19 protein-coding genes and 1 pseudogene are annotated in these 21,899 nt (G+C 66.9%); 13 read left to right on the forward strand and 7 right to left on the reverse strand.

Going from position 1 to position 21,899, the window contains the following annotated elements; all coding sequences use genetic code 11:
* Positions 1 to 30 precede the first annotated feature (30 nt).
* The 3 genes from NH448_RS16110 to nanR all read right to left on the reverse strand — a co-directional run bounded on the left by NH448_RS16110 (position 31) and on the right by nanR (position 3,005).
* Entirely contained in the window at positions 31 to 1,158 is a 1,128-nt protein-coding gene (locus NH448_RS16110) for a DUF3541 domain-containing protein (RefSeq protein ID WP_253029030.1), read from the reverse strand.
* Positions 1,159 to 1,386: 228 nt separating this feature from the next.
* Positions 1,387 to 2,199, reverse strand: coding sequence for a trimeric intracellular cation channel family protein (locus NH448_RS16115; protein ID WP_083970256.1), 813 nt, complete (start codon positions 2,197 to 2,199; stop codon positions 1,387 to 1,389).
* Positions 2,200 to 2,297: 98 nt separating this feature from the next.
* Entirely contained in the window at positions 2,298 to 3,005 is a 708-nt protein-coding gene (gene nanR / locus NH448_RS16120) for a transcriptional regulator NanR (protein WP_045991761.1), read from the reverse strand.
* Positions 3,006 to 3,170: 165 nt separating this feature from the next.
* Between nanR and NH448_RS16125 the strand changes: the two genes are divergently transcribed.
* The 13 genes and pseudogenes from NH448_RS16125 to NH448_RS16185 all read left to right on the forward strand — a co-directional run bounded on the left by NH448_RS16125 (position 3,171) and on the right by NH448_RS16185 (position 18,612).
* Entirely contained in the window at positions 3,171 to 4,001 is an 831-nt protein-coding gene (locus tag NH448_RS16125; RefSeq protein WP_108448026.1) for a phosphogluconate dehydrogenase C-terminal domain-containing protein, read from the forward strand.
* 60 nt (positions 4,002 to 4,061) lie between these two features.
* The gene (locus tag NH448_RS16130; RefSeq protein ID WP_253029026.1) at positions 4,062 to 5,327 is read left to right on the forward strand and encodes a ribulose-bisphosphate carboxylase large subunit family protein; all 1,266 of its coding nucleotides are present in this window, start codon (positions 4,062 to 4,064) and stop codon (positions 5,325 to 5,327) included.
* Positions 5,324 to 6,682 carry a four-carbon acid sugar kinase family protein gene (locus tag NH448_RS16135; protein ID WP_253029027.1) on the forward strand — a complete coding sequence of 453 codons (1,359 nt, stop codon included), beginning with the start codon at positions 5,324 to 5,326 and terminating at the stop codon, positions 6,680 to 6,682. Before NH448_RS16130 ends, NH448_RS16135 begins: the two co-directional genes overlap by 4 nt.
* A 60-nt stretch (positions 6,683 to 6,742) precedes the next feature.
* Positions 6,743 to 7,759, forward strand: coding sequence for a TRAP transporter substrate-binding protein (locus NH448_RS16140; protein WP_253029028.1), 1,017 nt, complete (start codon positions 6,743 to 6,745; stop codon positions 7,757 to 7,759).
* A 118-nt stretch (positions 7,760 to 7,877) separates the two neighbouring features.
* The gene (locus NH448_RS16145; protein WP_222568219.1) at positions 7,878 to 8,465 is read left to right on the forward strand and encodes a TRAP transporter small permease; all 588 of its coding nucleotides are present in this window, start codon (positions 7,878 to 7,880) and stop codon (positions 8,463 to 8,465) included.
* The gene (locus NH448_RS16150) at positions 8,462 to 9,736 is read left to right on the forward strand and encodes a TRAP transporter large permease (RefSeq protein ID WP_124802823.1); all 1,275 of its coding nucleotides are present in this window, start codon (positions 8,462 to 8,464) and stop codon (positions 9,734 to 9,736) included. The genes NH448_RS16145 and NH448_RS16150 overlap by 4 nt, the downstream gene beginning before the upstream one ends.
* Positions 9,737 to 9,803: 67 nt before the next feature.
* Positions 9,804 to 11,264, forward strand: coding sequence for an aldehyde dehydrogenase family protein (locus NH448_RS16155; protein ID WP_253029029.1), 1,461 nt, complete (start codon positions 9,804 to 9,806; stop codon positions 11,262 to 11,264).
* Positions 11,265 to 11,384: 120 nt separating this feature from the next.
* Positions 11,385 to 12,281, forward strand: a complete 897-nt coding sequence (locus NH448_RS16160; RefSeq protein WP_045991769.1) for an NAD(P)-dependent oxidoreductase — start codon at positions 11,385 to 11,387, stop codon at positions 12,279 to 12,281.
* Positions 12,282 to 12,457: 176 nt separating this feature from the next.
* Positions 12,458 to 13,669 carry a mandelate racemase/muconate lactonizing enzyme family protein gene (locus NH448_RS16165; protein WP_045991770.1) on the forward strand — a complete coding sequence of 404 codons (1,212 nt, stop codon included), beginning with the start codon at positions 12,458 to 12,460 and terminating at the stop codon, positions 13,667 to 13,669.
* A gap of 315 nt (positions 13,670 to 13,984) precedes the next feature.
* Positions 13,985 to 14,431, forward strand: a pseudogene (locus NH448_RS16170) ((2Fe-2S)-binding protein); the annotation flags it as partial.
* Positions 14,432 to 14,516: 85 nt separating this feature from the next.
* Positions 14,517 to 16,892, forward strand: a complete 2,376-nt coding sequence (locus NH448_RS16175) for a molybdopterin cofactor-binding domain-containing protein (protein ID WP_124802831.1) — start codon at positions 14,517 to 14,519, stop codon at positions 16,890 to 16,892.
* A gap of 60 nt (positions 16,893 to 16,952) precedes the next feature.
* A complete protein-coding gene (locus tag NH448_RS16180) occupies positions 16,953 to 17,957 on the forward strand; it encodes an XdhC family protein (protein ID WP_124802833.1) in 1,005 nt (334 codons plus the stop codon).
* Positions 17,947 to 18,612, forward strand: a complete 666-nt coding sequence (locus tag NH448_RS16185; protein ID WP_124802835.1) for an NTP transferase domain-containing protein — start codon at positions 17,947 to 17,949, stop codon at positions 18,610 to 18,612. The genes NH448_RS16180 and NH448_RS16185 overlap by 11 nt, the downstream gene beginning before the upstream one ends.
* Before the next feature lie 102 nt (positions 18,613 to 18,714).
* Here NH448_RS16185 and denD read toward each other — a convergent pair whose 3' ends face one another.
* The 4 genes from denD to NH448_RS16205 all read right to left on the reverse strand — a co-directional run.
* Complete coding sequence (gene denD, locus NH448_RS16190) at positions 18,715 to 19,686, reverse strand: D-erythronate dehydrogenase (RefSeq protein ID WP_124802837.1); 972 nt, start codon at positions 19,684 to 19,686, stop codon at positions 18,715 to 18,717.
* Positions 19,687 to 19,822: 136 nt separating this feature from the next.
* A complete protein-coding gene (otnI, locus tag NH448_RS16195) occupies positions 19,823 to 20,620 on the reverse strand; it encodes a 2-oxo-tetronate isomerase (RefSeq protein WP_124802839.1) in 798 nt (265 codons plus the stop codon).
* A gap of 92 nt (positions 20,621 to 20,712) precedes the next feature.
* Positions 20,713 to 21,360: a 3-oxo-tetronate 4-phosphate decarboxylase gene (gene otnC, locus NH448_RS16200; RefSeq protein ID WP_045990915.1), complete on the reverse strand. Its 648-nt coding sequence runs from the start codon at positions 21,358 to 21,360 to the stop codon at positions 20,713 to 20,715.
* Positions 21,357 to 21,899, reverse strand: a 543-nt coding sequence (locus tag NH448_RS16205) for a nucleotide-binding domain containing protein (protein ID WP_290442830.1), incomplete at its 5' end; no start/stop codon positions are given. The genes NH448_RS16205 and otnC, both read right to left, overlap by 4 nt.

Genomic DNA, 21,899 nt, shown 5'->3' on the forward strand with positions numbered 1-21,899 from the left:
CTTGAGCGGACTTCCGACCCGGCCTCCAACTCAGTCCTCTGGCGACGTTGCCAGGGACCGCCCAGGCAGTCGGCAGTCACGCTCCTCGGAGATGTCCTTGAGGACCAGCCGGGGCCCTGAATACAACCGCCCGTCCCACCCCAGCGTCATGATCGCCAGCACGTTGCGATGCTCACCTTCGCCCAGATCGAACCCGCCGTCGGTGGCGGGCAGGATGCCCGACTGCGGATCCCGTCGTGCCAGCAGCGCTTCATGCAGCACCGCCACCAGCGGATGATCGGCCTGCCCTGCCAACTGCAGCGACAGCGCCACCTCGGCGATGATATCGGCCTTGACCTGCAACAACGCTTCTCCCTGGCCGAGCAACGCCGCCACCGCCCAATCGAGCTCGCCGTCGGACAGCATCCGCTGGTAGTAGTGGCTCGCGGCGATGATGAAGTGGGTCAGGCCGTAGACCCAGTTGCGATATTCCGCCGGTGACAGCTCCTCGATCCGTCCGGGCGGATAACGGTCACGAAAGGCCCGGGCGAGTTCGCCACGCAGATCCACGATCCCCAGCTGGGCCAGGAAGGCGGCCTGGTTGGCCACCTGGGCGGCATACACCGACACCACCTCGGGGTCGGTCAGAAAGGCCCGCCAATCCACTGCGCCCACGGCCTGTTCAAGCGAGCGCCGGTCAGCCTCGGAAAGTTGTCCAAGCAAGCCGTGGTAGCGGGCCTGGGCCAGCCGAAACAGGATGCCCCGAGGCAGCATCATGTCGACATGTTCCGACAGCATGGCCTTGCGCCGACGCTGCTTGGGGCTGGTCTCGGGGTAGGCCGCCAGCAACTCGCGATTGCGCTGGCGAAGCCGGTCACTGTCCGCGACGGTGAAGGCGTCACGCGCGAGCTGATCGAGCAGACGTCGGCCGTAGGCATGATTGGCGCATAGGTAGGCAGGGTCACCGGTCACCCGCCACAGCCGCTGGGCGTAGTGGCGCTGCTTGTCGGCGGGAAGAAGGTCGAAGGAGGTTTCGTAGACGGCACGGATCTCGGCGGCGGCGCGTGCGCAGTCAGCACAGGCAGTCCTGACAGTGAGCGCCGACTCGCTGCCAGCGCCGGCCGAGACGCTGTGAGCACCCACCGATACGGCCAACCCCGACGCCAGCAGCAGCACCATAAGCACAGCCGCAGCTCGCGACCTCTTCCACAAGCGACAAACTGCACTGTCCATGCCATCTCTCCTGCCGGCGAGCAACGCCCGAGGATGGGCGTCACACCCGCAAGATAGATGCCTCCCGCCTGCCCGCGCCAGAGGCAATCGCCTGGCATCGATCGCAGAGATCCCAGCACAGAGTTGCAGACGGCGATGCTCGAGCATCGAGGAAGAAAACCGTCAATCGAGGGCTCAGTCGACGTCCTCATCCTCGGGCCACAGGCGGGCGGCCTTGCTTCGGGAGACCATCCTCACCCGCATCTTGGGACGCGCGACGTCGGCGGACGATGCCGTCTCACGGGCCGACGTCAGCGGTGTGTCAATGCCATCGGCCGGCATCGCCGCCGGGTCAGCCGGCACCGCTGCGGCGTCGGCATCCGCCGTCCGACTCGACGCCGACTGGCCAGGAGATGGCTCGATCACCACCCAGGCCAGCACCGGCAGCGCCAGCTGCCAGCGGATTGCCGCGAGCCGCAGCCCCAGGGTGGTGACAAGCGACAGCAGAATGCCAAGCCTGGGGGCGCCGAGGCTTGCCAATGCCACGAAGACCACACCGCCGGCGATGGCGGCGGTGGCATAGACCTCACGACACAGCACCATCGGCACCCGCCTTGCCAGCACGTCACGGATCATGCCGCCGGCCACCCCGGTAAACAGCCCCATCAACACCGCCACGACCCCCGAGGTCCCCAGCAGCATCGCCTTGTTGGCACCAATGATCACGAACAGCGCCAGACCAAAGGCGTCGGCCACCGGCAGCACCACCCGATTGAGGCGATGGATATAGTGAAATCCGACCAGCGCGCACAGCACCGTGGCCAGGATCACCCAAAGATAGGTCGGATCGCGGATCCAGAACACCGGGGCGACACCCAGCACCAGATCACGCAGGGTCCCTCCTCCGACGGCGGTCACCGCCGCCAGCACCAGCATGCCGATGGGATCCATGCGTGAGCGGCACGCCAGCAAGATGCCCGACAGGGCGAAGACCACCGTCCCCGCCATGTCCAGGGCGTAGACCAGATCACTATCCAAGGTCCCGTTCCTTCTCGATAAGTGTCGCCCGTCCGGGGCGAGCGTCAAAAGCGGGGATCAATGCGCCCTCAACTGGGAGCGTACACCGAACGCGCCCTTTCCAGATGACGCGTCATCTCGCGAATGGCAGCGCCTTCGTCGCCGTTCTTCAACGCCGCCAGGATGCGCTCGTGCTCCTCCAGCGTCACATGCTCGCTGCCTTTCCAGTGGATCAGCGAGGTATGGAACCTGGCCAGCCACTCGAACATCGCCCGACTGACCGCGATGAAGATAGGGTTACCGGTGGTCTCGGCGATGGCAACATGAAACCCCATGTCCGCCGCGATAAAGGCATCGATGTCCTTGTTCAACGCCACCCGCTGGCGCTCCACCAGCGCCTCGAGGCGCGCCAGATCCTTGGCGCCCACCTGCCGCGCCGCCCGCGCCACCATGCCCACCTCGAAGAATAGCCGCGCCTCCTTGAGGTGTTCGAGCGAGGCGGGTTCGGTCGACAGCAGGTGCATCGCGGTCAGTTCTATCTGGGCCAGCATGCCGTCGGCACTGGGCGTCAGCACCTTGGGCCGCTGCCCGTGGTGGATGGACACCAGCCCCAGTCGCTCCAGCGCCTGCATCGCTTCGCGGATGGCCGGCCGGCCGACCCCGAAGGTATCCATCAATTCCCGCTCAGAGGGCAGGCTGTCCCCCGGCGCATAGTCGCCGTTCAGCAGTTGCTGATAAAGCCGATCGAACACCTCGTCGGACAGTTTGCGGCGAGAAATTTTCAACGAGTCGCTCATGGCCTCTACCTCGCGGCGCCAGGCCCCGCAGCATACCCATGCCAGCGGGCCTGGAACATGACACTCGACCAAGGTCGTGTTTGACAGCCTCGGCCACTTATATTGTCATCATACCAGTTGTAGTAAAGCTTGCCTCTTCCACTTTTTCACACAGGTTACCTGGCCATGACGACCATTGCCTTGATCGGTGCCGGCGGCAAGATGGGCGCCCGCCTCTCCCGCAATCTCAAGACTTCGGACTTCGACGTGCGTCACGTCGAGGTCAGCGAACAGGGCCGCCAACGGCTTCGCGACGAACTCGACATCGAGTGCGTCGACAGCGCCGAGCAGGCGGTGGCCGGCGCGGATGTGGTCATCCTGGCCGTTCCCGACACCCTGATCCAGAAGATTGCCGCCGAGCTGTCACCGTCGATCGAAGCCGGCACCATGGTGGTCTGCCTGGACGCCGCCGCCCCCTTCGCCGGCCATCTGCCCGAACGTGACGACCTGGTCTACTTCGTCACTCACCCTTGCCACCCCCCGATCTTCAACGACGAGACCACCCTCGAGGCCAAGCGCGACTATTTCGGCGGCAGCCACGCCACCCAGCATATCGTCAGCGCCTTGATGCAGGGCGATGACCGCCACTTTGCCCTCGGCGAGGCCGTGGCCAGGACCATCTATGCCCCCGTCGGGCGCAGCCATCGCGTCAGCGTTGAACAGATGGCGCTGCTGGAACCCGGTCTGTCGGAAACGGTATGTGCCACACTGTTATCGGTGATGCGTGAAGCGATGGACGAAGTCGTGGATCGAGGCGTCAGCCATGAGTGCGCCAGGGACTTTCTGCTTGGCCATCTCAACATCCTCGGTGCGGTGATCTTCGATGAACAGCCCGGCGCTTTCTCGGATGCCTGCAACAAGGCGATCGAGAACGGCAAGCCGATGCTGATGCGCGATGACTGGAAGCGGGTGTTCGAGCCGGACGCCATCGCCGACAGCATTCAGCGCATCACCTGAGGGGCCACGCTCTCCACAGAGTCTGACGACAGCGCCATCGCGAGTACCAAGAGGCCAGGCATGAACCGAATCGAAGCCAGCTACCTGATCGAGACCCCCTTCGAGGTGGAGCAGGCCTGCCAGGTGATGGCCGGGGAGCAATCCTGCGGCACCTTCACCCGCCTGGCCGCGGAAACCGATGACTTTCGAAAGCGTCATGCGGCCAGGGTCGAGTCCATCGAATTGCTCGACAGCGTCGACGCGCCCTCGCTGCCCATGCCGACCCGGCCCCAGCCGCCCGGCACCCGCTACCAGCGCGCCCGGGTGCGATTGTCCTGGCCCATTGAGAACCTCGGTCCGTCACTGACCACGCTGATGGCCACCCTCGCCGGCAATCTGTATGAACTCAAGGAATTCTCCGGGCTCAGGCTGCTCGACGTCAGCCTGCCCCACGCCTTTGCCGAGGCCTGCCCCGGGCCCCAGTTCGGCATCGACGGCACCCGCCGCCTCAGCGGCGTCGACCAGGGCCCCCTGATCGGCACCATCATCAAGCCCAGCGTCGGGCTCTCACCCGATGCCACCGCCGAGGTGGTGAAGGAACTGCTGGATGGCGGCATCGACTTCATCAAGGACGATGAACTCCAGGCCAACGGCCCGCACTGCCCGTTCACCGAGCGGGTCGACGCGATCATGCCGCTGGTGCTCGAACATGAGCAGCGCACCGGACGCAAGGTCATGGTGGCCTTCAACATCACCGGCGAGATCGACGAGATGCGCCGGCACCACGACCACGTGCTGGCCGCCGGCGGTAGCTGTGTGATGGTCGCCCTGAACGCGGTGGGTCTGGCCGGCGTCAGTCATCTGCGGCGCCACTGTGAGCTGCCCATCCACGGCCACCGCGCCGGCTGGGGCATGTTCAGCCGGGAGCCGCTGCTGGGCATGGACTTCGCCGCCTGGCAGACCTTCTGGCGCCTGGCCGGCGTCGATCACCTTCACGTCAACGGTCTGGCCAACAAGTTTTCGGAATCCGACGACAGCGTCGCCGCCAGCGCCCGGGCCTGCCTGACGCCGCTGTTCGAGCCCCCGGGACCGGCCCACACCGTGATGCCGGTATTCTCGTCCAACCAGACCGCCTGCCAGGCAATCGACACCTGTCGCGCCATGGGGGGCGGCAGCGACATGATCGTAACCGCAGGCGGCGGCATCATGGCCCACCCTGGAGGTATCGCCGCCGGCGTCAGAAGCCTGCGCCAGGCCTACGACGCCGCTGCACGCGGCATCTCGCTGTCCGACCACGCCCGTGACCATGGCGAATTGGCCCAGGCTCTGGAGACCTTCTGCCCATGAACGACCTGCTGCTGAGCTACTACGGCGACGACCTGACCGGCTCCACCGACGCGCTCGAGGCCCTGGCCTGCCAGGGCGTCCCCAGTGTGCTGTTCACCGCTCGCCCCAGCGCCGAGCAGCGCGCCCGCTTCGACCACTGTCGTGCCCTGGGTCTGGCCGGCACCAGCCGCAGCGAGTCCAATGACTGGATGCGCCGCGAGCTCAAGCGTTCCTTCCAGTGGCTGGCCGAACAGGGCGCAGCGCTGACCCACTACAAGACCTGCTCCACCTTCGACAGCAGCCCCGAGGTCGGCAGCATCGGTTGTGCCATGGAGGTCGCGCGCGGCGTCTTCGGCGAGACACCGATCCCACTGGTGGTGGGGGTGCCGCAGATGCGCCGCTACACCGTCTTCGGCGAGCTCTACGCCGCCTATCAGGATCAGATCTACCGCATCGATCGACACCCCGTGATGTCGCGCCACCCGGTCACCCCCATGCACGAGGCGGACCTGCGCCGCCACCTGGCCGCCCAGACCACCCTGCAGGTGGGTCTGATCGATGTGCCCGGCCTGGCCCTGCCGGATATCGACGAACGCGTGGATCACGCCCTCGCCGAGCATCCGGCGGTGCTGTTCGACGTGCTCGAACCCACCCATCAACAGGCGGTGGGTCATCAACTCTGGCGCACTCGCCCGCAGCAACAAGGCGGCAAGGGCGGCTTCGTGGTCGGCTCGTCCGGCGTCGAGTATGCCCTGCTCGCCGAATGGCAACGCCTGGGGCTGGTGGCAGGGGGCGAGGACTTTACACCGCCCCGTACGGTCGAGCGCATCGCGGTGGTCTCCGGCAGCGTCTCCAGCACCACTGCACGCCAGATTCACTGGGCGGTCGAGCATGCCGGTTTTCAGCGCATCGAGCTCGACGCTCGCAGCCTGGCCATCCCCGCCCATCGCAACGAGGCCATGGCTACCGCCATCCTCAAGGCACTGGATGCCCTGAGCAGTGGCCGCAGCGTCATCCTGCACACCGCCATGGGGCCCGACAGCCACGACGACAGCCTGGCCACCGAATCCAGCCGTCACAGTCTCGGCAAGGCCCTCGGCGAGATGCTCAAGGCGCTGGTGGACGATCAGGGGCTGACCCGGGTGTGCGTGGCCGGCGGCGACACCTCGAGCCATGCCATCACCGCCCTGAACATCCATGCCCTGACGGTCAAGATGCCGCTGCCGGACACCCCGGGTTCGCCGCTGTGCCAGGCCCACAGCGACGACCCGCGCTACCAGGATCTAGAGATCGCCTTCAAGGGCGGTCAGATCGGTGGCGACGACTACTTCGAGCGGCTGAGGCGAGGACGAGCCCTGGCCGACCACGAGCACTGATCCGGCCGTGCCACCGGGCACGGCCACACCCAAGCGTCATCCCGCAAAGAGGAAACAACAATGACGACGACTGTACGCCACGCAACACGCCGCCCCGCCTTTCACCTCAAGCCCTGCCTGCTGGCGGTGGCACTGGCCGGGTTTGCCCTGCCGGCTGCCGCCGCCCAGACCATCACCGTCGGCCACACCACCTCGGACAGCTCTCACTACTCCGAGGGTATCGATGCCTTCAAGGCGACCCTGGAGGAGCTGTCCGACGGCGAATTCACGGTCAACGAGCAGTCTTCCGGTGCGCTGGGCGGCGAGCGAGCCATGATCGAAGGCCTGCAGATCGGCACCATCGACGCCGTTGTCACCTCCACCGGGCCGCTGGGCAACTTCGTCCCCGAGACCTACGTGCTCGACCTGCCGTTTCTGTTCAAGGACTACGACCACGCCCGCTGCGTGCTGGATGGCGAGGTCGGCCAGGACCTGCTCGACAAGATCGGCGAGCACGATCTGGTGGGTCTTGCCTGGACCGAGAACGGCTTCCGCCACATGACCAACAGCCAGCGTGACATCGAGACCCCCGAAGACGCCCAGGGTCTCAAGATCCGCACCATGGAAAACGAGATGCACATGGCGGCGTTCAACGAGATGGGCGTGCATCCGACACCGATGGCCTTCCCGGAGCTGTTTACCGCGCTGCAGCAGGGCACCGTGGACGGCCAGGAAAACCCCATCTCGGTGATCCTCACCGGCAATCTGTGGGAGGTCCAGGATCGCCTGTCGCTGACCGGCCACGTCTATTCTCCGGCCATCATGCTGGCCTCGCCGATCCTCTGGGACGGCCTGTCCGATGAGCAGAAGGGCTGGTTCATGGAGGCCGCCCAGGCCGGCGCCGAGGCCACGCGAGCAATGGTGTCGAGACTCGAGACCGAAGGCGTCGAGGAACTCAAGGCCAAGGGCATGACCGTGGTCGATGACATCGACAAGTCCCAGTTCCAGGCCGCCGTCGAGCCCTCCTACTCGGTCTACACCGACGAGTACGGCTCGGAAATGCTCGATCGCATTCGCTCCAGCGACTGCGGCAGCTGATCGTCCACTGATCCTCGACTGACCTTCCCGCCCGAGCGCTCGCTACCTGCCGTTGGCGAGCACTTGGGCGGTCAAGCCTGACCCGTCCTCGGGCCTTACCCGCGATGAGGAAAGCCCCATGCTGGATCTGTTCTTCCGTCTCGAGCGGGCCATCTCCCAGGTCGCCCTCTACGCAGCGGTGCTGATGTTGATCGCCTCGGTAAGCCTTGGCTTCTACCAGGTGCTGACCCGGTTCGTGTTCGACGCCCCCTCCACCTGGTCGGAGGTGATGGCCCGCTCCACCATGATCTGGTGCGTCTTTCTGGGCGCCGCAGCGACCTTTCGCGGCGGCTACATGATGGCCGTCGAAGTGATCTACAAGCTGGTGCCGACCTCCGCCCTCAAGGCGCTGGAGATACTGATCGCCACCTGCTGCATGATCGTCCTGGCGATCCTGGTGATCTACGGCTATCAGATGACGCTGCGCGTGCAGAACCAGATGCTCTCCGGCGTCGGCATCTCGATCGCCTGGATCTACGCCGCCATTCCGATCGGCGCCGCCTTTTCGCTGCTGTCGGTGATCACTCGACTGATCGCCCAGTTGACCGGACGCGAGACCATCGGCGTGGTCGATGCCGAGGCCCCCGCACACGTGCCTGAACCCGAATCCAGTCCTGGCCCTGACACTGGGACCTCGTCCGGTACCGAAGGGAGGAAGCAGCCATGAACGCCGCTATCGGACTGTCGCTGATCATCCTGTTCGCCCTGGGCGTGCCGATCGCCGTGTCGATCCTGCTGGCGTCGGTGATCGGTATCGAGTTCTTCACCCGTTTTCCGCTGCTGATGGTGCCCCAGCAGATGTTCGTCGGCATCGACAACTTCCCGCTGATGGCGATCCCCTTCTTTATCCTGGCCGGCAACCTGATGGCCGCCGGCGGCATCTCCCAGCGCCTGGTGGACCTGGCCAAGTCCATCGTCGGCGGGCTCCAGGGCGGGCTCGCCATGACCTGCGTGCTGACCTGCATGATGTTCGCCGCGGTTTCCGGCTCGAGCGTGGCCACTACCTTCGCCATCGGCTCCATCCTGATTCCGGCGATGGTGGCCCACGACTACCCGCGTCCGCTGGCGGCCTCGATCCAGGCCTCCTCGGCGGAGCTCGGCGTACTGATCCCGCCCTCCATCCCCTTGATCCTCTACGGCGTCAGCACCGACACCTCGATCGGGCGCCTGTTCATTGCCGGTATCGGTCCGGGGTTGTTGATCGGCTCGGCGCTGCTGCTGTTTCTGTACATCTTCTGCAAGCTGCGCGGCTACGGCCTGCGCGACCGCGAGGATCGCGCCGCCTTCACCACCTCAATGCGTCGCGCCTGGGCCGCTCTGCTGATGCCGGTGGTGGTCATCGGCGGCATCTATGGCGGGGTCTTCACCCCCACCGAGGCCTCGGCGGTGGCGGTGTTCTACGCCCTGATCGTCGGCGGTCTGGTCTACCGTGAGCTGCCGTTGTCGGAGCTGGTGCCGATCCTGCGCCAGAGCGTGATTTCCACCGCCACGGTGATGCTGATCATCTCGGCGGCGGCGCTGTTCAGCTTCCTGATCAGCCGCTCGGGGCTGCCCGGCGAGGTTGCCGCCTGGGTCACCCAGGTGTTCGAGAGCCCGGTCAGCTTCCTGCTGGCGGTGAACGTGATGCTGCTGGTGATCGGCATGTTCGTCGAGACCTCGGCGGCGATCCTGGTGCTGGCCCCGATCTTCACCCCCATCGCCGTGCAGTACGGCATCGACCCGGTGCACTTCGGCCTGATCGTGGTGGTCAACCTGGCGCTCGGCATGTTCACCCCTCCGCTAGGGGTCAATCTGTTCGCCGCCTGCGCGGTGGCCAAGCTGTCCATCGACGAGCTGATCCCCTGGCTTGCGCGCTTCGTGCTGGTGGTGCTGGTCTGCCTGATGGCCATCACCTACATGCCCTGGATCTCGCTGGGCCTGGTCGATCTTTTGTACTGATACCGATCACTGCCCCGGCCGCGCCGGGGCCCACCCCATCTTCCGCCCCTTCTCAGGAGTCGACAGAATGCACGCCCTCCCCCTCACTCCACCCACCGGCGCCCTGATCGGCGGTCACTGGGTCGATACCGCCGACACCCTCGAGGTGCTGCGACCGGCCAGTGGCGAGGTCATCGCCCGTATCGCCGCGTCCAGCGCAGCCGACGTCGATGCTGCGGTGGCCTCCGCCCGGGCAGCCTTCACAGGCGAGCTTGGCCAGTGGTCGACGTTCTCGGCGCGGGCGCGCAGTGAATTGCTGTACGCCTTCAGCCAGGCCATCGACGCCGACAGGGACACCCTGGCCGCCCTCGAGTGTGCCGACACCGGCAAGCCGATCAGCCAGGCCCGGGGCGATATCGCCGCCTGCGCGCGCTACTTCCGTTTCTACGCCGGCGCCGCTGACAAGCTCCACGGCGAGACCATCCCCTTCGATTCCGACTATGCGGTGATGACGCTGCGTGAACCCTGGGGCGTGTGCGCCCAGATCATCCCCTGGAACTACCCGGCCCAGATCTTCGGACGCTGCGTGGCGGCGGCGCTGGCCGCCGGCAACACCTGCGTGCTCAAGCCCGCCGAGGACGCCTGTCTGAGCGTGCTGCGCCTGGCCCAGCTGGCCGTCGACTGCGGCCTACCGGAAGGCGCGCTCAACCTGGTGCCTGGCCTCGGCCGTGAAGCCGGCGCCGCCCTGGCCGCCCACCCCGGCATCGACCATCTGTCGTTCACCGGCTCGCCGGAGACCGGCACCCTGGTGACTCAGGCGGCGGCGGTGCACCACGTGCCGGTGACCATGGAACTCGGCGGCAAGTCGCCCCAGCTGATGTTCGCCGACGCCGACCGTGAACGCGCCCTGGACGCCGTGGTACGCGGGATCATCCAGAACGCCGGCCAGACCTGTTCCGCCGGCAGCCGTCTGTTGGTGGAGCAGAGCATCCACGATGAGGTGGTGGCGGCACTGAGCGAGCGTTTCGCGCGGTTGACCTGTGACGTCGGCGAGAACGACCCGGACTGCGGACCGCTGATCAATGAACGCCAGCGCGACAAGGTGATGACGCTGATCCAGGCGGCACAGGATGACGGTATCCACATCGCCGCCCGTGGACGCCTGGCCGACGACGCCCCCCGGGACGGCCACTTCGTGGTCCCCCACCTGTTGACCCAGGTGCCGCAAGGCCACGGCGTCAGCCGCGAGGAGCTGTTCGGGCCGGTACTGGTGGTCCAGGCCTTCGCCGACGAGGCCGAGGCCGCACGCCTGGCCAACGCCACCGACTTCGGCCTGTGTGCGGGCATCTGGACCGCCGACGGCGGCCGCCAACTGCGTCTGGCCAAGGCGATCCGTTCGGGCCAGGTGTTCGTCAACAACTACGGCGCCGCCGGTGGTATCGAGCTCCCATTCGGCGGCGTCGGCCGCTCCGGCCACGGCCGCGAAAAGGGCTTTGAAGGGCTCAGGAGCTATACCCGCATCAAGACCATTGCGATTCATCACGGCTAGACGTCGCTGGAAACGTCTGGGCCTGGCACGAAAGGTGCCGGCCCTCCTCTAGGCCGTCACCCAGGACTATCAAGCACCAACCACCATCATCACCACTACCACCACCACAAGGAAAGGGACATGACCACCTCGCTTCACGTCGGCCTGATCGGCGTCGGCCTGATGGGCCACGGGATCGCCACCAGCCTGCTGCGCGCGGACCATCGCCTGAGCTTTCTCGATCACCCCGGCAATCAGCCCAGCGACGACCTGATCGACAAAGGGGCAAGCGCTCTGACCAGCGCCCGCGAGGTCGCCGAGACCGCCGATCTGGTGATCCTGTGCGTCACCGGCACTCCCCAGGTGGAAAGCGTGCTGTTCGACGAAGGCGGCGTGCTGGAGGGGCTCAAGCCAGGCCAGATCGTGGTTGACTGCTCCACCGCCATCCCCAGCTCCACCCAGGCCATCGACGCCAGGGTGCGCGAGGCCGGTGGCCGTTTCGTCGACGCCGCCATGACCCGCACCCCGAAGGAGGCCGCCGAGGGCCGCCTCAACCTGATCGTCGGTGCCGATCAGGCGCTGTTTGACGAGCTCAAGCCGCTGTTTGGCGCCTTCGCCGAGCACATCACCCACGGCGGCCCGGTGGGCGCCGGCCACACCCTGAAGCTATTGCACAATTTCGTCTCGCTGGGCTTCACCGCCGTACTGGCCGAGGCCAGCGCCGCCTCCCGACGCGCCGGCATCGACGACGCCGTGCTGCTCGAGGTGCTGGGCAACGGTGGCGGCGGCGGCGTGGTGCTCGAACGCCTGCGTCCCTTCCTGACCGACGCCGACCCTGCAGGCTTCCGCTTCAGCCTGTCCAACTCGCTCAAGGACGTGGGCTACTATCAAAGCATGTCCGAGGACCTCGGCGCCTCGCGCCAGCTCAGCCAGGCGATCACCCGGCTCTACCAGGACATCGTCGATGCCGGCCACGGTGAAAGACTGGTCCCGGAATTGGTCAGTCTGCTCGGCGAATCACAGTCAAAGCAGCCATGATGCTTGCGTCACACGTCATTTGACGGCGGCCACCCGCAAGCTGCCTGAGCGGATCAAGCGACGTCAGCGAGGGTGGCCATTGAAGATGCACAACAGCGGTGAACGGTGGCGGTACGCGGCGATGACGAACGGGGCCGATCAACGGTAGCGAAACACTGAACCTTGCGGAGACCAGCATGAAGATCCAGCGTATCGAAACCCTGCGGCCTGCGGCTCGTCCGTCGCTGATCTGGGTGCGCGTCCACACCGAGGACGGCCTGGTGGGCCTGGGCGAGAGCTGGTTCGGCACCGACGCCATCGATGCCGATGTTCATGGCCGCCTCGCTCCCCTGCTGCTGGGCGAGGATGCCTCCCGCATCGAGGCGCTGCATCGCAAGATGCAACCCTACGTGGGCTTTGGCGGCACCAGTGCCGAGACCCGCGCGCTGTCCGCCATCGACGTGGCCCTGTGGGACCTTGCCGGTCAGCGTGCCGGCCTGCCCCTGCATGACCTGCTCGGTGGCGCTACCCGAGAGCGCGTGCCGCTCTACAACACCTGCGCCGGCCCCGACTATGTGTCCAAGTCCGCCGAGGTACGCCCGGACAACTTCGGCATCAAGGGTGGCTCGGGGGATGACGGGACGTCTCCCCGCTACGAGGACCTGGACGCCTTTCTCGAGCGTCCGGCAGAGCTCGCCGCAGAGCTCCTCGAGATGGGCATATCCGCCATGAAGATCTGGCCCTTCGACTTCGCCGAAGGCGCCCGCCACGGCATGTCCATCTCGCCCGCCGATCTCAATCGTGCGCTGTGGCCGTTCGAGGAGATCCGTCGCGTCCACGGCGATCGCATGCGCCTGAAGGCGGAACTGCACGGGCTCTGGAGTCTGCCGGCGGCGCGCACCATCTGCCAGGCGCTGGCCCCCATCGACCCGGACTGGATCGAGGACCCACTGTGGATGGATCGCTTCGACCAGCTCGGCGAGCTGGCCGACACCTGCGTCCCCCTGGCCGGCGGCGAGACCCTCGGCGGCCTGGGGCAGATTCGCGACCTGCTGCATCGCGGACGTATCCACACCCCGATCATCGACGTGACCTGGGGCGGCGGCGTCAGCTTCGCCCGCAAGGCCGCCGCCCTGGCCGAAGCCGAGGGCCGCCCGATCGCCTTCCATGATTGTTCCGGCCCGGTGACGCTGGCGGTATCCACCCACCTGGCCATGGCGCTTGCCAACGTCGCCGAGCAGGAATTCACCCGGGCCTTCTACTACGGCTGGTACGCCGACTGCGTCGAGGGCCTGCCGCCGGTCGAGGACGGCATGATCCGCGTCAGCGGCGAACCCGGGCTGGGCGTTCGCCTGAACCCCGAAATGCTCAAGGGCGACGCACTCCATCGACGTCTCAGCGAGAGCTAGATTCACTGACGCCCTGAACTCCATGTCGAGAAGCAGTCCCACCACGAGAGGCGTCAGACGCCCCCGGCGCCTTTGCGGTAACCGCCATCCACGCATTTCGCCCGTTCCCGCATTCAACGTTGCCCACTAGTCGACTGGTCTATAGTATCGCGACATCGCTTATTAAGAGGCAGATGGTGTGCCAGTTACGGCATCCCGACCGTCCTCGCGTCCCCTGTTGCCCCAAGAACGGGTAAAAGGGACGCATACAAGAAAAATCAGAAGCACCAACGGACCCTGAAGCTACGCAATGAAACCAGCGAGGAACCAGCCCCCATGACCAGCTTCACCCTGAACGGCGAAGCGGTGAGCGTCGAGGTGGATCCCCAGACCCCACTGCTGTGGGTACTGCGCGATACCCTGGGCCTGACCGGCACCAAGTTCGGCTGCGGCATCGCCCAGTGCGGCGCCTGCACCATCCACTTCAACGGCTCCGCCACGCGTAGCTGCGTGCTGCCGCTGGCCGCCGCCGAAGGTGCCGAGATCACCACCATCGAAGGCCTCGACGCCGACGGCAACCACCCGCTGCAACAGGCCTGGCGAGAAGAGCAGGTGCCCCAGTGCGGTTACTGCCAATCCGGCCAGATCATGCAGGCGGCCGATCTGCTCAAGCGCAAGCCTTCCCCCAGCGATGACGAGATCACCCAGGGCATGAGCGGCAACCTGTGCCGCTGCATGGCCTACGTGCGCATCCATCGCGCGGTGAAACGCGCCTCCTCGCTTCAGCAGGGCGGCGTCGAGACCTTCGACCCCGCCTCCTCTACTGCTGCCCGCAGCGAAACCCGTACCAGCGCCGAGGAGCCCCGCCATGAGCCGGTTTGATGACACCCTGGCGGCCCATCGGGGCGCTTCCGCAGTCCGCAGCGATACGTCCCCAGCCGATCGCCAAGCTGGCCCCGGTCTTAGCCGCCGCGGCTTTCTGATCGGCACCCTGGGCGCCAGCGCAGTGCTCGCCTTTGGCCTGCCCGGCATGGCCTTCGGCGCCGCCGACGCGGCCAGCGAGGCCCTGGCCAAGGGTCGCTTCGAGCCGACCCTGTGGTACGCCATCGACGCCCAGGGTCACGTCACCCTGCACTGCACAAAGGCCGAGATGGGCCAGCACGTGGGCACCAGCCTGGCCCGCCTGGTGGCCGAGGAGCTTGAGGTCGACCCGGCGACGATCGCCATCGAATACGTCGACAGCGACCCCAAGTGGGGTTACATGATCACCGGGGGCAGCTGGTCGGTGAACCACAGCTTCCTGCCGCTGTCCCGTGCCGGCGCCGCCGGACGCCAGGCGCTGATCGAAGCAGGTGCGCGCCTGCTCGAGGTCGACGCCGCCGACTGCCAGGCCCGTGACGGTCAGGTCATCAGCGGCGACAAGCGCATCGGCTACGGCGAGATCGTTGCCAGCGGCACCCTGTCGCGCAGCTACAGCGCCGAAGAGCTTGAAGCCATCGAGCTCAAGCCGGCCTCCGAGCGCCGCGTGCTGGGCACCTCCGGCCGGGCCCAGGACATCCCCGCCAAGACCACCGGTGAGGCCGTCTTCGGCATCGACGCCAAGGTCGAAGGGATGCTCTATGCCCGCCCGGTGCTGCCGCCTACCCGTTTCGGCTCCCGCGCCACCTCCATCGATGACAGCGCGGCCCAGTCCATCGCCGGCTATCGCCAGACCATCCGTCTGGAAGACCCCTCGGGCCTGTGCCAGGGCTGGCTGGCGGTGATCGCCGACAACTTTTCCGCCGCCATGCGTGCCACCGATGCGCTGAAGATTGAATGGGAAAACGGCTCCGGCATCTCGATCACCGAGGCCGACATTCTCGATGAAGGCCGCCGTCTGACCCAGTCACCGAGCCGTGACAACAGCGCCCTGTTCGTCGATATCGGCGAGGTGACGTCCACCCTCGAGCAGGCCGCGTCCGCCGAGGACGTGTCGCTGATCGATGCCACCTACACCACGTCCAGCGTGCTGCACTTCCAGCTCGAGCCGGTCAACGCCACCGTGGTCGAGCGCGACGGCCACTGGCACGTCCACTGCGGCAACCAGCAGCAGTCCGTGGCGGTGCCCCTGGTAGCCAAGGCGCTGGAAGTCGACGAGAGCCAGGTGACCTTCCACCAGTACTATCTGGGCGGCGGCTTCGGACGCCGTCTCTATGGCGACTATGCCGTGCCTGCGGCGCTGGCCGCCAAGGCCGTGGGTGCCCCGGTCAAGATGGTCTTTACCCGCCCCGATGACAGTCGCATGGATTGCGTGCGCTCACCCTCGGTGCAGCGGCTGCGCTCGGCCCTGGCAGCCGACGGCGCCATCCAGGCCAGCGAACACGCCGCCGCCGCCGGCTGGCCCACCGCCGATATCGCACCCGGCTTTCTCGGCGAATTCGTCGAAGGTGGCGGCAAGATCGATTCCTTTGCCATCAGTGGTGCCGACCACTGGTACGCACTGGGCGCCCAGCGGGTGTGGGCCCAGCAGAACCACAAGGCCCACGAGGCCTTCGTTCCCGGCTATCTGCGTGCGGTGGGGCCAGGCTGGACCACCTGGGCGGTGGAGAGCCATATCGACGAACTGGCACTGGCCGCCGACCAGGACCCTGCCGAGTTCCGCCGGAACCTGCTCAAGGCCGAAGGACGCAACGCCGGCGAGGCGCCCAACAGCGTCGGCGGCGCCGAGCGCCTCAAGACAGTGCTCGAACGCACCCTCGACAAGGCCGGCTGGAACGAGCGAGACGCCCTGCCCGAGGACACCGGTCTCGGTGTGGCGCTGAGCTTCGGCCAGGAACGCCATATGCCGACCTGGGTGGCCTGTGTCGCCCGCGTCAAGGTGGATCGTGCCAGCGGCGAGGTGACGGTCGAGAAGCTGACCTCGGTGGTGGATGCCGGCACCCTGGCCCATCCCGACGGTGCCATGGCCCAGTTGGAGGGCTCGCTGCTATGGGGCCTGTCGATGGCCCTGCACGAAGGCACCGAGTACGCCGAAGGCCAGCCTGCGGACCTCAACCTGAACAGCTATACGCCGCTGCGCATGCATCAGGTGCCGGAGCTGGACCTTGAATTCGTCGACAACGACCACACCCCGGTCGGCTTAGGCGAACCTGGCACCTGCGTTGTAGCGCCGGCCATCGCCAACGCCATCGCTCACGCCACCGGCGTGCGCCTGCGCGACCTGCCGATGCGGCCGGAGGCGCTCAAGGCCGCACTGGGGGCCTGACCCGCCACCCGAGCGCCACGCTGATCGCGTGGCGCTCGTCACACACAGGACACGCTGACCATGCAACATCTGGATCTTAGGGTGGTGCGACGTGCCCTCGCCTGGCTGCGCGACGGGCGCACCCTGTGGCTGGCCACGGTGCTGTCCACCTATGGCTCCTCGCCACGCGAACCCGGCGCCTGGCTGGCTGCCACCCGTGACGGCGATCACGTTGGCTCGCTGTCCGGCGGCTGCGTCGAGGAGGACTTTCTTGAGCGCCTTGGGCAGGGTGATTTCGATACGCCGGTCAGGCGGGTGCGCTACGGCGCCGGCGACGACGTCGACTACCCGGCGCCCAGCCTTCCCTGCGGCGGCGTGCTCGACGTCCTGGTCGAACGCTTCGCCCCCGACCAGGCGGCACTGGCGCACTTCTCCGCCCTGGAGGCGGCGCTGGAAGGACGCAAGCCGCTGATTCGCCGCGTCGATCTGGACAGCGGCGCGCGTTCACTCGTTCAAGACGATGGCCTGGGTGATCGCGTCGTTCTGGTCGATGGGAATGGTGAGGCCAGTGCGCAACTGCGCGTCGGCCCAGCCGCCCGACTGCTGCTTGCCGGGGTCTCGCCGGTGGCCGTCGCCTGCGCCCAGTTCGCCGTGGGGCTCGGCTTCGAGGTGATCGTCTGCGACCCTCGGGAAGGCATGCTGGAGTCCTTTATCGATGAACTCGGGGGCGCCTCCGGCAACATCGAGAAGGTGGCGACCCTACCGTCCCGCTTTATCGCCGAAGGCGGCTGCCATGCTGCCACGGCGGTGGTGGCACTGACCCACGACCCGCGCATCGATGATCTGGCGATGATCGAGGCGGTACGCTCCGAGGCGTTCTATATCGGAGTGATGGGATCGCTGCAGACGTCCCGGGCACGGGCAGAGCGGCTATCCCGCAGCGGTGGTCTGAGCGATGACGAGATCGCGCGTATCCATATGCCGATCGGCTTGAACCTGGGCAGCAAGACCCCGGCGGAGATCGCCCTGGCGGTGATGGCCGATATCGTTCGGGTACGCCGGGGCAAGGACCGCCATGCGCTCTAGCGGCCAGTCGGGCACTCCCGCTTCAACCCCCTCTTGTGAGGAAAGCCGCCATCCGTCCCACGTCACCCCACTGATTTGTGTAGTAGCGGCGGCGGGTCGTTCACGGCGCTTCGGCGCCGCGGACAAGCGCCATGCACGCCTCAAGGATGGTCGTCGGCTGCTGGCGGCAAGCCTTGCGGCGGCGGCCGAGCTGACCCCTCGGCGGCTGGTGGTGCTGGGGCCGGGCGAGAGCCTCGCCGACTGGGACCTTGCACCGTCTGCCAACCTCGAGCTGCTGTCGCTTGAACGTCCCAGCGACGCCCTCGGCGACAGCCTGTCGGCGGCCTTTCGCTGGCTGCTTCAGCAACGCCAGCAGCAACGTACTGAGCTCACCGCAGCGGCGGTATGGCTCGGCGACATGGCCTGGATCTCGGCACCGACTTGCCGCCGGCTTGCCGCCAGCGCCAGGGCCGACCGACTGGTCAGGCCGCGCTTTCACGGCCAACCCGGCCACCCGGTGATCGTTGGCTGCGACTTCTGGTCCGAGATGACGCAGCTTCACGCCCAGGACGGCGCCCGAGCGTTACTGCACCGCCACCGCCAGGCACTGCTCGAGATCGACGTCGATGATCCCGGCGTGGTGCGCGACCTGGATACCCCCGAAGATCCACGCTAAGCACCCTCGCTAAGGGCTCTCGCCAAGAACTCTCGCCAAGCCCCCGCGCTAGGCACCCGCGCCAGACCCTGGGCAACCGCCTTCAGCCCCGATTCCCCACCGCTAGCCCGTCGCCTGATCCTCGACAAAGGCCTCGACGATGGCATCGAAGTCGCTGTCACCGACAAAGCCAAGGGCCTCGGCCTTGTCGGTACGAAAGCGCCCAGGCCAGCTCTCGACGATGGCGCGGATACGCTCATCCGGCTCGAAACTCACCAGCTCCCGCGCTGGAGCGCCACCCTGACGCTCCAGCGCGTCGAGCATGGCCGCCACGCTTACGCTGATACCCGGCAGCATGAAGGCGCGGAAGTCACCCAGGGCATCGGCGGCGACTTCGGCGCCGTGGACCAGCGCCTGAACCACCTTGCCAGGCGACATCACGAACAATTCGAGCTCGGTGGGCACCGGGCACACCGCGGCCTCGCCGTTCAAGGGCTCGCGCAGGATACTGGAGGCAAAACTCGAGGCCGCAGCGTTGGGCCGGCCTGGACGAATGACGATGGTCGGCAGGCGCAGCACCAGACCGTCGACCAGGCCGCGCCGGCTGTAGTCGTTGATCAGCAACTCGCACATGGCCTTCTGGCTGCCGTAGGAGCTCTGGGGCCGCAGCGCGGTCATGTCGTCGAGCACCTCAGGCAGCTCGCCGCCGTACACCGCCACCGAGCTGGCCATGATCACCCGGGTCGCGGCCAGGCCACGCTGGCGACAGCCGTCGAGCAGCGCCCGGGTGGCGTCGAAGTTGACCGCTAGCCCAAGCTCCAGATCGGCCTCGGCGGCAGAACTGACCACCGCTGCCAGGTGGTAGATCACGTCCGGGGCGCCATCCAGCAGGGCGTCCCAGGCTCCCTCTTCGGTGAGGTCCCGAGCGGTGGACGTCACCGCCACCTGGCCCGCCTCCTGTGGGTGAGGCGGCGTGCTCTGGTCGACCAGGGTCAGGCGCGAAAGCGGCTGGCCGTTGACCTCGCCCTTGGCCAGCAGCGCCTGGACCAGGCGTTGGCCAAGGAAGCCGGCTGCACCGGTTATCAAGATATGCATGGAAGCTCTCCTCCGTTGGTGACGATGGCCCACGCCGGGCGCTGCCCCAGCGATACACCAGAGGCACCAGTCATCAAGACATGCATGGAAGCTCTCCTTAATTTTGTGACGACGGCCCGCTTTATCCAGTGACGAGTTAGCTGGCAACAACGCCATGGGCGCGCGCCCAGCCCAGGCCATCGACGGTGTCACCTGCGGGGCGGTATTCACAGCCGACCCAGCCGTCATAGCCAAGGGCGTCGAGACGCTCAAGCACCGAGCCAAAGTTCACCTCACCCTGGTCCGGTTCATGGCGCTCCGGGACCCCGGCGAGCTGCACGTGTCCGACCACATCGAACTGGCTTTCCAGGGTACGGATCAGGTCGCCCTGGACGATCTGGCAGTGGTACAGGTCGAACTGCAGCCTGAGGTGGGGCGAGCCGACGCGCTGGATCACCTCCCTGGCAAGCTCCTGGCGCTGCAACAGGAATCCCGGCATGTCGCGACCGTTGATCGGCTCGATCAACAGGGTGCGCCCGGCCCGGCCACAGGCCTCGGCGGCATGGGAAAGGTTGTCGACGTAGGTGGCCAGATGGGCCTCTCGGGTGGCCTCGCTGGCGCCTTGCGGCAGCAGCCCCGCCATGGCATGCAGGCGCGGACAGTCGAGCGCCGCGGCGTAGTCGAGCGCACGCTCGAGCCCCTCGCGGAACTCCCCCTCGCGCCCCGGCAGGCTGGCAAGGCCTCGCTCGCCAGCCTCCCAGTCGCCGGGGGGCAGGTTGAACAGCACCTGCGTCAGCCCATGTTGGTCGAGCCGCTCACGCAGTTCGTGCGCCTCGAAATCGTAGGGGAAGAGGTACTCGACGCCGGCAAAGCCCGCCTTGGCGGCGGCGCCAAAGCGGTCGAGAAAGGCGTGCTCGGTGAACATCATGCTGAGGTTGGCGGCCAGGCGGGGCATCTCGCTCTCCTGATTGTCATTGTCGTGCGGGCCTCGCGTCGGGGGCCCAGTATCGGGGCCGTGTCGACACCCCCGACGCCAATAGCCCCGGGTCAGTCGCGGGGGAAGCGTGCTTCGAGTTCCTCTACCTGTTCTGGGGTCAACCCACGAGGATTCTGGCCGCGCAGCAGCAGGAACAGCTTGGCGGTCTCCTCGAGCTCTTCGGTGGCGTAGACCGCTGCCTCCAGCGACTTGCCCGCCACCACCGGGCCGTGGTTGGCCAGCAGCACCGCGCTGTGCTTGCCGGCGAGCCCACGTACCGCGTCGCCAAGGCTGGGGTCCCCCGGCACGTGATAGGGCACCAGCGGCAGGCGGCCGACGCGCATCACGTAGTAGGCGGTCAGCGGCGGAATGCAGTCGTGGTGGTCCACATCCGGCAGGCAGGATACCGCCACCGAGTGGGTCGAGTGCAGATGGACGATGGCCTCGGACTGGGGCCGCTCGGCGTACATCGCCATATGAAGGAAACTTTCCTTGGTCGGCTTGTCGCCATCGAGCCATTCCCCCGTCGCCGACAACGTCGAGATGCTGGCCGGATCGAGTCGTCCCAGGCAGGCGTTGGTCGGGGTCATCAACCAGCCGCCGTCGTCCAGACGCACACTGATATTACCGCTGGAGCCCATGGTCAGGCCGCGGTCGAACAATGACTTGCCGTAGGTCGCGATCTGCTCGCGCAGACGATTGACGTCACGTGCACTCATTGGCTCATCTCCTTGAGCACCTTAAAGCCGCGGCTGAAGATATCGACGCCGCCGAAGTTGCCGGACTTGAGCGCCAGCGACAGGGTCGACCCGCCGACGCGGGCCTGGGTCCAGGGCACCCCGGCATCGATCTGCCCGCCGATATGCAACTGGTCCAGCGACAGCGCCGAGACCACCGCACCGGAGGTCTCGCCGCCGGCCACCAGCAACCTGCCGACACCTTCGTCCACCAGGGTGGCGGCCAGGGTCGCCAGGGCCCGCTCGACCAGCTCGCCCGCCTTGGCCACACCCAGGCGCTGCTGGGCGGCCTTGACCCGCTCGGGTGCAGCCGAGGCGTAGACCAGCACCGGTTCATCCGGCGAGTCCCGATAGTGGCGACGCACGAAGTCCAGCGCTTCGGCGATGGGCGCGTCACCCTCGGCCAGCGCCAGCGGGTCCAGGGCGATCCCCGGATGGCGCTCGAGGAAGTGCTCGACCTGGGCCAGGGTCGCCCGCGAGCAGCTACCGGAAAGCACCAGGGCCTGCCCCTGGGCCGAGGC

The organism is Halomonas sp. OfavH-34-E, from assembly GCF_024124525.1.
Taxonomy (GTDB): Bacteria; Pseudomonadota; Gammaproteobacteria; order Pseudomonadales; family Halomonadaceae; genus Halomonas; species Halomonas litopenaei.

Excerpts from the sequence above, each read along its gene's own strand:
- NH448_RS16110 (WP_253029030.1), bottom strand. The coding sequence starts at position 1,158 with ATGGTGCTGCTGCTGGCGTCGGGGTTGGCCGTATCGGTGGGTGCTCAC.
- NH448_RS16115 (WP_083970256.1), bottom strand. The coding sequence starts at position 2,199 with ATGGCGGGGACGGTGGTCTTCGCCCTGTCGGGCATCTTGCTGGCGTGC.
- nanR (WP_045991761.1), bottom strand. The coding sequence starts at position 3,005 with ATGAGCGACTCGTTGAAAATTTCTCGCCGCAAACTGTCCGACGAGGTG.
- NH448_RS16125 (WP_108448026.1), top strand. The coding sequence starts at position 3,171 with ATGACGACCATTGCCTTGATCGGTGCCGGCGGCAAGATGGGCGCCCGC.
- NH448_RS16130 (WP_253029026.1), top strand. The coding sequence starts at position 4,062 with ATGAACCGAATCGAAGCCAGCTACCTGATCGAGACCCCCTTCGAGGTG.
- NH448_RS16135 (WP_253029027.1), top strand. The coding sequence starts at position 5,324 with ATGAACGACCTGCTGCTGAGCTACTACGGCGACGACCTGACCGGCTCC.
- NH448_RS16140 (WP_253029028.1), top strand. The coding sequence starts at position 6,743 with ATGACGACGACTGTACGCCACGCAACACGCCGCCCCGCCTTTCACCTC.
- NH448_RS16145 (WP_222568219.1), top strand. The coding sequence starts at position 7,878 with ATGCTGGATCTGTTCTTCCGTCTCGAGCGGGCCATCTCCCAGGTCGCC.
- NH448_RS16150 (WP_124802823.1), top strand. The coding sequence starts at position 8,462 with ATGAACGCCGCTATCGGACTGTCGCTGATCATCCTGTTCGCCCTGGGC.
- NH448_RS16155 (WP_253029029.1), top strand. The coding sequence starts at position 9,804 with ATGCACGCCCTCCCCCTCACTCCACCCACCGGCGCCCTGATCGGCGGT.
- NH448_RS16160 (WP_045991769.1), top strand. The coding sequence starts at position 11,385 with ATGACCACCTCGCTTCACGTCGGCCTGATCGGCGTCGGCCTGATGGGC.
- NH448_RS16165 (WP_045991770.1), top strand. The coding sequence starts at position 12,458 with ATGAAGATCCAGCGTATCGAAACCCTGCGGCCTGCGGCTCGTCCGTCG.
- NH448_RS16175 (WP_124802831.1), top strand. The coding sequence starts at position 14,517 with ATGAGCCGGTTTGATGACACCCTGGCGGCCCATCGGGGCGCTTCCGCA.
- NH448_RS16180 (WP_124802833.1), top strand. The coding sequence starts at position 16,953 with ATGCAACATCTGGATCTTAGGGTGGTGCGACGTGCCCTCGCCTGGCTG.
- NH448_RS16185 (WP_124802835.1), top strand. The coding sequence starts at position 17,947 with ATGCGCTCTAGCGGCCAGTCGGGCACTCCCGCTTCAACCCCCTCTTGT.
- denD (WP_124802837.1), bottom strand. The coding sequence starts at position 19,686 with ATGCATATCTTGATAACCGGTGCAGCCGGCTTCCTTGGCCAACGCCTG.
- otnI (WP_124802839.1), bottom strand. The coding sequence starts at position 20,620 with ATGCCCCGCCTGGCCGCCAACCTCAGCATGATGTTCACCGAGCACGCC.
- otnC (WP_045990915.1), bottom strand. The coding sequence starts at position 21,360 with ATGAGTGCACGTGACGTCAATCGTCTGCGCGAGCAGATCGCGACCTAC.